Raw genomic sequence first — 13,154 nt, forward strand, 5'->3', positions numbered from 1 at the left:
AAACGTGTAGGCGACCTACACGAACGATGAAACAACGCTAAGGAAGAGTTAGGTTGGGTGACTATCAAAAGGGATACAAGGTTTTATGGCGAAGGTAGTAGCGGTTTATAACAAAGAAAGAAGACGCGATCATCGCCGCGCAGTGAACCTTGCCGCAAAGCTGAAGGGGATAGAAGCTCTTCTCAAGGGTGTGCGCGTGACCATTAACGATATTAGTCCCGGTGGTGTCGGCATCAAAGGGGAAGAAACCGACCTTGAAGAATACGGCGATATGGACGTCATCGTTGATGATGGCGAAAAGCTGGATATCGAAGGGTTGGGCCTGAAAGTCGGTGATATCGTCAGCCTCGAAATTCTTTTAAAAAAGGCCGATCCCTTTTTGATTGATATCGAAATCCGCCGCGCAGATACAGATCACGGCAAACTCGGCGCTCGTTTTGTGAAAATTGGCAACAAAGACTTTAATACGTTGGAAAAGATCGTTCTGGGGCGGTTACGATAGATTAGAGGTTTCGAGTGTTCGTGAATTTGCAAATCCCATGTGACCTTTGTTTTTTAATAACTTGTCAATTACATTACCCATGACTGCAATCAGTTTTTCATTTATGCGAATATCAAGTGCATCGGGGTGAGGGCTGGAAAAGCTCTTTTTGTCATTGTCGAAATAGCGTCCAGTTGCTTCATTGAATTCGCTGCCGAGGGCAGCCTGTACAAGGATATCAACTCCGATACTTAAATCATTACCTTGTATGCCATATGCTTCCTTGACCATTTTGCTTGCAAGGAATGAGGCTGGGTTGACAGTAATGATGGCAGATCCTCTGCTGCCTAGTTGCTGTGCTAGGTAAAATGACCACATGATCATAGCGAGTTTACTTTGGGCGTAGGCCTGTTCATCTGTAAGAGAAATTTCACCGACAATGGCTTTTAAATCTACAGATGATTGTGCCGCTGATGAAACGTTCACGACGCGTCCTGAGCAAGGGATAAGTGTTAATAGTTCTGTCGTTAAGAGATAGGGGGCAATGGTATTGACGAGAAAGCGAATATCATGGCCACTTTCAGACTTCGTATTAGGGATCTTGTAAACACCTGCATTATTGATCAGTACGTCTAGCTTTGAGTGTTTGGATTTGATTGCGTTTGCAAGGGAAACCACATCCTGCATATTTGAAAGATCAGCACAATATGTTTCGATAACCCCTGTGCTGCCAAGTTTCTCAAGCTTGTTTTTTGTGTTGGTTAGTTTTGTTTCACTTCGACCGTGGATCAAAAGGGTATGACCTTGGTTGGCCAATATTTTTGCTGTTTCATAACCAATACCGTCCGTTGCGCCAGTGAGTAAAATTATTTTTGTCATGGTTCGATTCCTCGTCAGTAAAGCTTTAGCTGTTAAATTCAGGTAAAATTTCTGTCGCTAGTCGTTGAAGCGTTTCTTCAATGCCGACACTGTTAAAACGTAAATTGAGGGCAATATGATTAACGCCAATTTTTCTGCGAGATCGCAAATATTTCCCCAATTCATTTACTCCCAAACGTAATCCTAAGTGAATTGGGGATGGTGGTGTATCCGGGGATTCTGTTAGGTCGATATAACAAGGTTCCATCACCGGCTTATCAAAACCGCCTTTTGCCTGAATGGTTTCTCTTAGTTTCTTAATCTCATTTTCTTGGGTTTGCGTGGGGCGTGGATAGGTCATCCACCCATCACCGTTTTCTGCTATCCAGTCGATTGATTGTTGGCTTGCGCCGGTAATTAACAAGGGTAATTGACTGCCATAAGGTTTCGGGAGCATGTCAATATCACCATTTACCGTTCCGAATGCGTTGGAAAAAAAGGGAAAGTCCTTATCCATCTGTCGGATATAATCATAACTTTCTCGGAAATATTCACCGCGTAGGGCAAAGGGAATATTTATGGCTGGATATTCATCAGGTCTGTCACCAGAGGCAACCCCAAGGATAAGCCGACCATTTGAGAGTTGATCCAGTGATGATGCCGCCTTTGCAACATGCGCTGGATGACGAAGTGGGAGGATTATGCTAGATACGCCTAGCGCTATGTCCGAGGTTGATACAGCCAGCGCCCCAAGATATACAAATGGATCAAACAGCTGTCCTGCATCGCCAAAGTTTGGAACATTAAAAGGAACATCCCTAAGCCAAACTGAAGCAAACCCCAGTTTTTCTGCTAGTTGTATACGCTCAATATGTCTGGACATCGATGGAATTGGTCCGGTTGGATAACTTTCAAGCGGGACCACCAACCCAATCGATAATTGACCAGGTTTGAAGACCTTATTGTATCCCTGATTGATGTTGGGAAAGCTTTTTTCTTTTGTCAAAGTTGGTCGCATAAACGTTTCTTTCAATTAGCTGTAGCGTATCAACGTTCTGCTTTCGATACTCATTCGAGGGGCTTTACTGTGTGTTTTTTCGTGCATGTCGAGTGCACTATGGGCCAGGTGAGGGCGATCCTGATTATCAAATATGTTAAAGATAGTGATCTCATCTGGCGTCATTTCAGACAGGTAAAACCAGTCGTGGTTTTTATTTGCTGCCACACCTAGAATTTGTCCCTGTCGATCGGGATAGATCAGCTCTATATCCATCCAATCATCAGATTTCATTGAACTTGGACGGATAAAACCCAATGGTGATGTTTGAATGGTATGTTTTATTGGTCGCCAGATATTCACAAAGCCATAGTGGCCGTTGACATATTCTTTGGCGCGCTCTTTACCGACAAGCTTGATCAAGCGCTGTTCCGCACCCCGGGGACTGTAATCATTATGAACGTTGCGTGCTGGCTTGCGTTTCGCATTTTGATCATCGATACGAACCGTATGATCAAAGACCATAACGTCTTTGGCTTGAATCTGTTCTTTTAAAATGCTGTCAAGTTCGGCGGCATAAATATCCTGCCACTCAGAGGTATCAGAAAAATCCTGTATCTGACTTTGATAGTGCCTGAAGATAATACCATCGTTGTCAAAGTTAATGGCGTCGAGGTTGTGTCGTACATCACGTACGTGAATATCTGTGGGTAAAAGTTCGGGCGATATAATATTGCCAACAATACCATCGACATCAAATTGGAATGCCTGTGGTTCAGTGCTTTTGGCATGATAGTTTACAGTTGCATTACCTGACATTCGTTATCTCCGGTTTTGAGACAGAACCGATTTATTGTTCTGTGTTCTTTCAGTACGGTTGATAATATATTGTTTAGTATTGGTGGATTAAATATAGAAATTTGAGTAACATAATTCTGGTTTTCTATATAATTAGGCGATGTGGTTATGGACACAGATGGGTTAAGGCTTTTTGTTATGGCGGCAGATATGCTCAATATCACGGGTGCAGGACGCGCACTTGGCCTTGCCCCGGCGGTAGCAAGTGCGCGGCTTGCAAAGTTAGAGAGGCAGGTTGAGGCCGACCTTTTACATAGATCGACACGCAAGGTTTCTGTTTCTCTAGAGGGGGCCGAGTTTTTACCTTATGCACGGGAAATGCTGGCGCAAGAAGATGCGGCGAAAGCTGCCCTTGGTCATAGGGCTCCTGATGTCTCGGGTACGTTGAGGTTTGCCGCGTCCAGTACATTTGCACAAGCATATGTCGCGCCAATTCTACCAGAATTTCTGGATCGTTATCCAAAAATCAATTTGCAATTAAAACTTTCTGATACCCAAACAGGATTGATCGAAGGTGGCTTTGATCTGGCTTTGCGTAATTATGCTATTGAAGATAGTAGCCTAAAGGCAAGAAAGCTTGCAGACGATAAGCGGATGCTTTGTGCTTCGCAAAGTTATCTTGACGACTTTGGTATGCCAGAAACCCCGGACGACTTGAACAAGCACCAAATTCTTGTTTTTGGAAGTGGGAAGCCGCGGAAGTTAATTACCAACGACGGAAAAGTCGCTTACACTTTCCCGCCAGAGAATGTAACACATCGTGTCGCGTTTGATGATGGTGCCAGTATGCGCATAGCGACAAAGGCAGGATCTGGTATTTCCATGAATTCGTTATGGAGCATACATGCTGATCTGAAAAACGGTTCTTTGGTTCGTGTTCTTCCTGATTATACAATCCAAGACCAATCTGCGATCTGGCTTGTTTACCCGAAATCAAATGTTCTAACGGCTAAGGTACGTGTCTTTATCGATTATCTTTTGGAAAAGATAGGCAAGCCGCCAGTATGGGAGGAATAGATTATTATATACGAATTACGAATACTGATTTAGTATATAGGTCATTTATATTTATTTGTTTAATTATTAAGTTTGTTTCAGAAAATATTTTGGAGCACGATAATGAAAACAATGATCCTTAACAGCTACGGCGAGAACGCTAAATTTGAACCGGAAGATATAGCAAAGCCAGAACTTAAACCTGGACACGTTATTGTTCGCATTGCTGCGACAAGTGTGAACACCGTTGATACAATGATCAGGGAAATGGGACAGGAGAATTTACCAATTGCGCCTGATCTTCCTGCTGTACTTGGCATGGATTTCGCCGGAACAGTTGATGCGGTTGGTGAAGGTGTGACCGAATTTGCTGTCGGGGATGAAGTATATGGTTGTGCCGGTGGACTTGCTGATTTGCAGGGGGCCCTGGCTGAATTTATGCTTGCTGATGTAAAGTTGGTTGCACATAAACCCAAACGTCTGTCCATGCGCGAAGCTGCCGCTCTTCCTCTGGTTGGTATCACGGCATACGAAGGACTTAAACGAGCAGGTATTAAAGGCGAACAAAAGGTTCTGGTCCATGGCGGTGCTGGTGGGGTTGGTCACGTTGTTGTACAGCTTGCTAGGTATTTTGGTGCGGATGTCTATGCAACGGGAACTGGCACGGATCAGTTGAATCAAATTAAGGAATACGGGGCAACCGCAATCCATTTCCGCGAGCAAACAGTTGCAGACTATGTTGCTCAATATACAGATGGAGCAGGTTTTGATGTTGTCTTTGATTCCGTTGGCGGCACTAACATGCTTAATTCATTCGAAGCTGCTGGGTTAAACGGTAACGTTGCGACAACGGTTGCGATGACAGAGCTTGATTTAACGCTGGCGCATTTTAAAGGCCTGTCCCTTCATGTGGTCTTTATGCTTATTCCTATGCTGCATAACCATAAGCGCGAAGAACATAAGGCCGTCTTGACCGCACTCGCAGAGATCGTTGATCAAGGTGCTGTAACACCGTTGCTTGATTCAAACCAGTTTGGCTTTGCAGATGTAAATGAAGCCTATGATCATCTGGTGAACGGTAAGGCGGTCGGGAAAGTTGTTGTTGAGCTATAGATAAATAATCAAGCCAGTATGGAATGATTAACGGCTCTGTGCTGGCTTAATTTTTACGCATAAAACAAACCTGAATTATTGAAAAGCCTTCGTTCGCACCTGTGACGAAGGCTTTTTACTTCATTGTCCGTATTGTTCTGGTTTCATTCGTTTCGCTGTCTTAACAGCAATAAATAGGTATTTGTGATTCCGAACATCGCTGATGATGGCAGAGAAAGTAGCAGAGTCTATGCCAGAGTCTATACCAGAATCTAAGACAGAGAACTTGTTCTCGCACGAAGGCATAGTAATCCGCATTTTGAAGGGAATTTGATACCTACCAAAATACCTACCAGAACACCCACTTAAAAAATGACCGGAACAGTCACGCAAAATTTGCCAAAATTCTTTTGAAATAATATGTTCATAATCTGTCAGATCATGCTACATAGGCGTCAGAACAATCAGGCCTTATACCATCCCACAACTTCAACACGGATGAGGTCTACTAACTTTATTGCTATTGCTGTTCATGTTGTTTTAGCAATACCCTTACAAAACAGGACGTTATAAATTGTCAATACTTACACCAGATCAAATGGACGATATCATTTTTGGAATGGGCATGACCCATCGCGAGGCCGCTGGCGTTCTCAGAGTCCCGGCAAGGGATCTTTTCAGCTGGGTACAGGGAAAGTCCGAAATCCCTGATGAAAAAGCTACAGAACTGCTCAAGCTCGAAGAAATGATTGAGGATTATGCCGAAGACATTCTGGCAACCGTCGATGATATCGTCGAAGAAAAAGGTAAGCCCGAAAGTGTTCCCGTTATACGTTATCTCGGCAACAAAGTGTTTAAAGAGTGGAACCCGGGATTCTATAAAATATTCCGCTATCACAAGCTGTACAGCACGGTGATCACCCGCGCACGTATAGAGCTTAATAGAGAAGACATCACGTTGGTTCCCGTCACTTTTGATCCAGAGAGATATCAAGACTTCCTTGGCGAAAAAGAAGATAGCGAAGCCAACCGTCTTGCTTGGGCTGAAGCTATGGTTGCCGAAACCAAAACTGCCGCGACAAAGGCTATTGAGGCCAAATCTGGTGAGGCAGAGGCTGCCAAGAAAGAAGTTCCCGCAGAAGAAGCTCCCGAAGAAGATACTGGCGCAGAAGAGATTGGCCCAGAAGAGACTAACGAAGAATAGACCGCCAATTCTTAAGTCTGTTAAGGTAAGTGGGGGAGGGTAGATTGCCGGATACATCAAATACGCCGGATACACCGGGTACTCCAGATACACCTGGTACTAGGGTAATTCACTATCCTGCCCCACAAGCCGATATCTCCTGCTTTCCAGAGGCCTATTCGGCTGCTGAAAGCGCAGAGATTTTTGAACAGCTGAAAGCCGATCTGGATTGGCAGCAAGCGCATATCTCTCTCCATGGCCGAACCGTGCCGATCCCCCGTTTACAGCAATGGTACGGAGAGTCGGACTATACCTATTCACGTCTGCACATGCCGGCAAGACCGATGACGCCTTTGCTGTTAAGCCTCAAGCAACGGGTGGAAGACTTAACCGGGTTTACCTATAACAGCGCGCTTTGCAATCTCTACCGTCACGAGCGGGACAGCGTCGCGTGGCATGCGGATGATGAAGAAGAGTTGGGCACAAACCCGGCGATTGCCTCGCTCAGTTTCGGCGGTGATCGAATTTTTCAATTCAAGCCAAAATCAGGCGAGACCTTGCCGTTCGATATCAACCTACAGGCGGGAAATCTGTTATTGATGAAGGGCGAAACCCAGCACTACTGGCTCCACCAGATCCCCAAGACCAACAAACCAACAGGCGAGCGTATCTGCCTCACTTTTCGGATGACCTATTCCTGATCTAGGTAAACGTCGCAGACTTTAAGGCACAGATTTAAAGATAATGTCTTATGTGGGGGAGCTTCTTGGGCAAAAAAACGCCAATGGAGAATTGCCTCGTGATGAAGATTGTCTCGTGATGAAAATTGTCTTGGCTGAAAACGCTCTGTGGTAGAGGCATCCTTTTTAATCGACACTGAAATCCATAGTACCGATGTTGACCGGGGCAAACACTGGGCCCGCTTAGTGAGCATCGGCACTAAAGATTTAAAGCGCTGGAAAAGAACGTTCTGGGGCGGTGGTTGGGGGAGGGAATTGCTTGGTGCCATCAGAAGCAGGCATTAATCGGACCTATTGCAACAGTCTAAATAACAAGCCCCAAACAACGTTCCCCCAAAAAAACGAGTCTAAAGAACGAACCCTCAGGCCTATCAGCCTGCAGCTCCTGATAAATCTTCGGCAAGCATCAGGGCATTGTTGTCGGGGTCATAGAACGTTGCCGTTTTCACCATGCCTTCGACCACGTCTGTGGGGCCATCAAACCGAACGCCCGCGTCTTCCATCATGGCTCGCGCGCTATCCAGATCTGCGATGCCGAACACGGGCACACAGTTGCCGGGGGCGGGTTCTGTGTGTTCGCCTAGGCCGATTGTCACGTTTTGCGTGTTGGTTATAATCTCTGACCAACCAGCTTCATCTACATGATACATAACTTCAAACCCGAGTATTTCTTTATACCAGTCCGCACTTTTGTGGCGATCTGTGACCGATAGGGCAATTGTGATGGTTTCATTCAATTTTACGAGCGACATAACTTATCCTTTACTGCTTTTTTCCTTTAGGGGCTTTCTTGTGTTTTTAAAATATAGTAACTATACTTTATGGACATAAATACATTTGTCAACATCACATCACGAGCATGGGCGCTGCCCATCCTTGCCAAGCTCCACACTGGCGTGCCGGGGCGGCAAGCCCCTTTGCTGAGCGCAACGGGCGCAAGCCGAACCGCCTTCGCGCAAAGTATGGAACATCTGATTGATATCGGCCTGTTGGAACGCAACCCCGGCCACGGCCACCCTCTGCGCTCGGAATTCCGTCTGACCCCTTTGGGTAAAGTCGCAGCCGAAATGGCCAACAAAATTCTGGATGTATCGGAAGAAAAAGAACAGGACCTGATACGCAGATCCTGGACCTTGCCTGTGCTGGCAACGCTGCAAAAACCAAGTCAGTTCAGTGAGATCAAGCGCAGTCTATCCACCATCACCGACCGCGCCCTGTCCCAGTCCCTGCGCCGCATGGAAGACCGACAATGGATCAACCGACGCGTCGAAAACACCACCCGCCCGCCAATGCCAATCTATCACCCGATTAATACCGGGGCGATGATTAGTGATGTGACAAGTGGTGTGATCTTGGGGTGATGGGGAAAGTCGTTCTCTTTTAATCGTCATGGAAACTTGCTGACGTGGATACTGACTACGGCAAACTCTGTGCCCGTTTCATATCACAACACAAAAGGACAATTTTAAAGTAAATCACTTATCAGGTTTTTATTCCCCTTTATTTGATTCCTCTGCTTCTTCTGATTCACGTATTACAAATTGGTGCAACCAGACAAATTGTTCCAAGAATAATAAGCCCTTTTCAGCATCATCATCGTATAATCTTGGGAATTCATCAGATACATCCATTACCTGAGGGAAATTTTTTTCGATAGAGTTTAATATTATTGAGGTATCTAATGTGCTAATTAGACTGTTATATTGCCTTCTTGCGAAATCTGATTTGTGTGAAATACCTGATTCCATCCCCCATGAAGTTGGCACATATGATTCAAGTATTTTAATAAGAGATTTTGGGTCTTTTGAGACTAATTCCGTCACATAATCATTTACATAATTTTCATCTACAAATTCATGTAATGTGTCGAATATTGTCGGTATAGATTTTGGTGCTAATTTTGTTATGTCTTCCGTTTCATTAAGCTTATCGGCTATAAGTTTCCCAAGATGTTTCCCGATTTCATTTATACATGTTTCAGAAAAAGCATCTTTTTCAGGTTTATCTTCATCTTCTCGCTTTAACCATTTAAATATTTCAAGTTTAAATTCGAGTGTAGATGCTATACTTATACATTTTTTAGCTGCCTCAATTCGAACTGATTGCTGAATATTTTGAAGCAAATCGCTAATCAGAATAGCTGCTTGAGAAAAGGGAGATGTCCAACTATATAAAATGTCTGGGTTAGGAATTTTATTACTCTTTTGTGTGATCGCAACGGCTAGAGCAAGCGAACCACACGCATTAATTGTTCCTGATTTATGTCTTAATTTTTTAATTAATGTTTCTGCAGAAGCAGAAAATAGTATTTCATTTAGTGGATTACTTTCTTGATCGAAGGATTTATCCCAACTCTCACTAGCATCTAATAAATCTTGAATCGCTTGATCTGATATGTCTCCTCTCGGGATAGCGTAAGTAAAATATCGAGAATAATAATTATCAGAACAGATTCTCTGCCCGTTATCCCATTTCTCATGCCAATCTGACCCCCAAATCGTATTTCCATAAACGGATTGAAGTTTTGGGAACATGTTTTTTAATACACTAATAAAACCTGTTTTATTGATGTTCTTACCAATACTCAAGGCATCATCTATTAGGTTTCTTATATGCTCCTTTTCATTATCATTATTTGAGTATTGGCTATCTTGGAAACTGCCAGTAAATAGTGCTTTATTTGCTCTCAGTACTTCATACAACGAAGGGCAGAATACTCTTATCCCTTCTATAAGCATTAGATCAATTGGATTCACTTCACCTTGCAATATAGGCAAAGAGAACATTAATGTGTTTCCATAAAGCTTTGCTTTTCTTGGGGTCGTTAAGCAATCATCGAATGCAGAGCTAAAATCTCGAACAAACTCTTGAACTTGTTGTTGAGATAGTGTGATCCCTGCAATGTTTAGGGCTTCATCTACTCCTTGAAAACAAAATTCTCGAAGTACTTGTTTTTCAACGGACGGTAAATGTAGAGGAACTTGAATGATTTTTTCAAGAAATGCCTCTCCAGCATGATCTGTACTACTGGAGTAGCGGTCCTGTAAAGATGCTGCGACAACACCTTTGTCAAATGCTAAGATGTATGATGTGTATTTAAAATCGGCTGTTAACTTAACTAACCTAAAAAGTGCGTGGATCTCAGTCTTTTCCAATCTATCGACATCATCCACTAATATAAGAACTCGTTTTTGGGCAGTCTCTAACTCATTTTCTATCCTTTTCTTAAGTTCATTTATATCTGGCCCTGTAATAAAAGCACCAACAGCATCTCCTGCTCCCTTAGCACCTATAATTGCACCTGCTCCAGGAGCTGCTTTTTTTACGAAGTCTTTAAGCTTATCCCCAGTTTTAATTAATTCTGCATCAAGGGCTTCTGCTATATTGAAAAAGAATCCTGTTAACAGTTCTTCTTCTGTACCAAAGCGCCAAGGGTTAAACTTAATGCATATTACGTTTTCATCGGCTTCAAGTGATTTTTCGATAAAATTGAGCACAGATGTTTTACCATCGCCCCAAATTCCGTAAAGTCCAATAACAATGCTACTTGGGTCACTCCTCTTTGATATCACTTGGGCCACTCTCTGTGAAAAATTCCAGCGAGAAAATCTATCTTGTTCCTGCTCATGTATTGGTGAATCTGAGGAGTAGTTTCTGTTTTCCATATCGTCTCTTATGCCTAATAAGGAGTGAATTTTCCCATTCAACTAGGTGTTTACATTCACTTTGGGTTGAGATTAAACGGCTCCAAGCTCAATTCAACATTAAAGAGAAATATCAAAAATACAATCTTTGGTATTATTTTTATTTAAAACTATAGGTTTATAGTTTTATGTACTCCATCACCCCATCAATACAGGCCGCCCCTTCGCCGTCGCAATAATGGAGCTTTCGATAAAGAGTTGGTCGCCGCCGGCGTCGGTGATGATTTTATCGAACTGGTCAACCTCGACGATGATATCTGTGGCGCCGCTTTCCGCTGCCATTTGATAGGCCTTTTCTTCGGCGTGGGATTTGGCGTAGTTGACGGCGTCCTGGGCGACGGTAAAGTTCTTTTGCTCGGTGCCCATGTGGGTGCGGAAGCGCCCCTTTTCGGGGGAGGAGATCAGGACGGTGTATTTCTGGACAACGCCGCCACAGACGGCACCGACTGCGTTTGACACATCGGCGTTTTCCGGCAGGTTTAATTCTGTGTTCAGGCGCGTTGTGATTTCCGGGTAATAGATGGTTGACGGGGCACCTGTTGCCACGATGCCTCTGCCCAGTTTGACGGTAAAGTCCAGAAGGGGCGTGTTGGTGGTGGTGCCACTTTTATTGCTGCCACCTTTATGAGTGCCCCCTTTATGGCTATCTGGCTTATTTCGAAGCGCATTGTCGAGCAGGGCCAATCCCAGACTTTGCGTCTTGGTCATTTGCGGGATCTTTTCTTCGATAAAGGCGGTATCGAGAATGGTTTTACCAGCCTGAACGATGGTTTGCTGGTAAATCATTTCCGCAAGGTCGTCGGGCGTGACACCCAACAGGTGATTGTCGCGCTGGGCCTGTCTTAAAAACAGCTGCGCGCTGAGCAGAGCGCCGTCGCGGGTCCAGTTGTTCTGTTTGTTCAGGATATGGCTGCTATCACTTGGGGTCAGACCAGCATTAATGACAAGGCCGCGATCAATCAGGCGTTGCAAGGGCCCAGCCATGGCGGGGCGTTCCAGCAAGCTGTTGAGGGCAACGGGGCCGTCGGCGAGACTTTCCCAGATTTCCAGCTCTAACCGTGACAGGCTGGTGAGCGCGGTGTTGAGTTCGCGCAGCTTTAGGGCAAAGCGTCCGTCGTATTCACCAATGCGCTCATTGCGGAGTTGTTGCTGTAACTCTTCCAGAACGCTTGGATGTTGTTGCGTCAACAGACTGATGGGATAAGCCCTACGGGGGCCAATTGTAAGACCCTTTTGAGGGCGGTTGAGGGCGACTTCACTGTCGCCGCCCAGTCCATAGGTACTGACCGCGACGGCCTTGACCATGGTGCGCCAGCCGCCGACGTTGGCGCCTTCTTCACTGAGCTTGGGTTCGCCATCCATCAGGATCGCGATATCGGTGGTGGTGCCGCCCATATCGACCACAAAGACATTACTTTCGTTCGACAGATACTTGGCCCCGACCACAGAGGCCGCCGGGCCGGAGAGAATGGTTTCAACCGGGCGTTCCAGTGCGGTTTGCGCCGAGATCAGCGACCCGTCACCCTTGACCACCATCACGGGGGCCTTGATGCCCTTTTCCTGTAACATGATATCGACGGAATGGATCAACTGGTGCAATTGAGGGATCAGCTGGGCATTCAAAAACGCGGTGAGGGCGCGGCGGGGGGCATCCAGCCCGGATGAGAGTTCATGGGCACAGGTCACCGGGCGGTCGGTTTTTTCCAGTATCAGGTTGCGGACGGCTTCTTCGTGGGATGCATTGCGCACCGAAAAATAACCCGCAACGGCAAAGGCAGACACATTAGGGGCGTGTTCGTCGATGGCCCGTTGCACCGCGTCGAGATCCAGCGCGGACTGCTCATCGCCCAATGGCGTATGCCCGCCGTCAATAAAGACATAGGGGTTCTTGCCAATGGCGGTGCCGAGGTTTGATCTCTCAAGGGACCCTTTGTCATAGCCGATCATAATCAGACAGACCGGGCTGTCGTGGGCTTCGACAATGGCGTTGGTGGCAAGGGTGGTGGACAGGGACACCATACGGATCTGGTCGCCCTCGCGATCCATAATCCGGTTGACCGCATCACAGATACCGATGGACAGGTCGTGTTTGGTTGTCAGTGACTTGGCGGTCCGCAGCACACCGTCTTCTTCTGTGAAAAGAACCGCATCCGTATAGGTGCCACCCGTATCAATACCTAACAACATTCCCGAATAATTCCCTGATTAAGAAACTGTGCAAATACCAGAACAAGCATGAGCAACC

General features: G+C 45.4%; 12 protein-coding genes. 6 read left to right on the plus strand and 6 right to left on the minus strand.

Translation table 11 applies throughout. The features are described 5' to 3' along the window. Positions 1-85: 85 nt before the first annotated feature. Positions 86-502 carry a PilZ domain-containing protein gene (locus ACN0W5_RS16895; RefSeq protein WP_417455257.1) on the plus strand — a complete coding sequence of 139 codons (417 nt, stop codon included), beginning with the start codon at positions 86-88 and terminating at the stop codon, positions 500-502. Here the strand turns inward: ACN0W5_RS16895 and ACN0W5_RS16900 are convergent. From ACN0W5_RS16900 to ACN0W5_RS16910, 3 genes are read right to left on the minus strand one after another with little or no spacing between them, the layout of a single operon-like run. Further along, positions 494-1,360: an SDR family NAD(P)-dependent oxidoreductase gene (locus tag ACN0W5_RS16900; protein WP_417455258.1), complete on the minus strand. Its 867-nt coding sequence runs from the start codon at positions 1,358-1,360 to the stop codon at positions 494-496. The two genes, ACN0W5_RS16895 and ACN0W5_RS16900, sit on opposite strands and share 9 nt — an antisense overlap. Before the next feature lie 25 nt (positions 1,361-1,385). Then, positions 1,386-2,357 (minus strand): LLM class oxidoreductase, encoded by a 972-nt coding sequence (locus ACN0W5_RS16905; RefSeq protein ID WP_417455259.1) that lies wholly within the window; start codon positions 2,355-2,357, stop codon positions 1,386-1,388. 15 nt (positions 2,358-2,372) lie between these two features. Beyond that, positions 2,373-3,155, minus strand: a complete 783-nt coding sequence (locus tag ACN0W5_RS16910) for a CmcJ/NvfI family oxidoreductase (protein ID WP_417455260.1) — start codon at positions 3,153-3,155, stop codon at positions 2,373-2,375. Positions 3,156-3,302: 147 nt separating this feature from the next. Between ACN0W5_RS16910 and ACN0W5_RS16915 the strand changes: the two genes are divergently transcribed. The 4 genes from ACN0W5_RS16915 to ACN0W5_RS16930 all read left to right on the plus strand — a co-directional run bounded on the left by ACN0W5_RS16915 (position 3,303) and on the right by ACN0W5_RS16930 (position 7,166). Next, a complete protein-coding gene (locus tag ACN0W5_RS16915; protein WP_417455261.1) occupies positions 3,303-4,211 on the plus strand; it encodes a LysR substrate-binding domain-containing protein in 909 nt (302 codons plus the stop codon). A 102-nt stretch (positions 4,212-4,313) separates the two neighbouring features. Beyond that, positions 4,314-5,303, plus strand: coding sequence for a zinc-dependent alcohol dehydrogenase family protein (locus tag ACN0W5_RS16920; RefSeq protein ID WP_417455262.1), 990 nt, complete (start codon positions 4,314-4,316; stop codon positions 5,301-5,303). Positions 5,304-5,856: 553 nt separating this feature from the next. Then, positions 5,857-6,486, plus strand: a complete 630-nt coding sequence (locus ACN0W5_RS16925) for a DUF4447 family protein (protein ID WP_417455263.1) — start codon at positions 5,857-5,859, stop codon at positions 6,484-6,486. Between the two features lie 29 nt (positions 6,487-6,515). Further along, complete coding sequence (locus ACN0W5_RS16930; RefSeq protein ID WP_417455264.1) at positions 6,516-7,166, plus strand: alpha-ketoglutarate-dependent dioxygenase AlkB family protein; 651 nt, start codon at positions 6,516-6,518, stop codon at positions 7,164-7,166. 410 nt (positions 7,167-7,576) lie between these two features. On the opposite strand, the gene ACN0W5_RS16935 is transcribed toward ACN0W5_RS16930, so the two are convergent. Further along, positions 7,577-7,957 carry a VOC family protein gene (locus ACN0W5_RS16935; RefSeq protein WP_417455265.1) on the minus strand — a complete coding sequence of 127 codons (381 nt, stop codon included), beginning with the start codon at positions 7,955-7,957 and terminating at the stop codon, positions 7,577-7,579. A 69-nt stretch (positions 7,958-8,026) separates the two neighbouring features. On the opposite strand from ACN0W5_RS16935, the gene ACN0W5_RS16940 reads away from it, so the two are divergent. Further along, complete coding sequence (locus tag ACN0W5_RS16940; RefSeq protein WP_417455266.1) at positions 8,027-8,566, plus strand: winged helix-turn-helix transcriptional regulator; 540 nt, start codon at positions 8,027-8,029, stop codon at positions 8,564-8,566. A gap of 129 nt (positions 8,567-8,695) precedes the next feature. Here the strand turns inward: ACN0W5_RS16940 and ACN0W5_RS16945 are convergent, their stop codons facing one another. Both ACN0W5_RS16945 and ACN0W5_RS16950 read right to left on the minus strand, forming a co-directional pair. Then, the gene (locus ACN0W5_RS16945; RefSeq protein WP_417455267.1) at positions 8,696-10,870 is read right to left on the minus strand and encodes a KAP family P-loop NTPase fold protein; all 2,175 of its coding nucleotides are present in this window, start codon (positions 10,868-10,870) and stop codon (positions 8,696-8,698) included. Between the two features lie 177 nt (positions 10,871-11,047). Continuing rightward, a complete protein-coding gene (locus ACN0W5_RS16950) occupies positions 11,048-13,096 on the minus strand; it encodes a hydantoinase/oxoprolinase N-terminal domain-containing protein (protein WP_417455268.1) in 2,049 nt (682 codons plus the stop codon). Positions 13,097-13,154: the final 58 nt, after the last annotated feature.

The organism is Kiloniella sp. (assembly GCF_048270245.1).
Classification (GTDB): domain Bacteria; phylum Pseudomonadota; class Alphaproteobacteria; order Kiloniellales; family Kiloniellaceae; genus Kiloniella.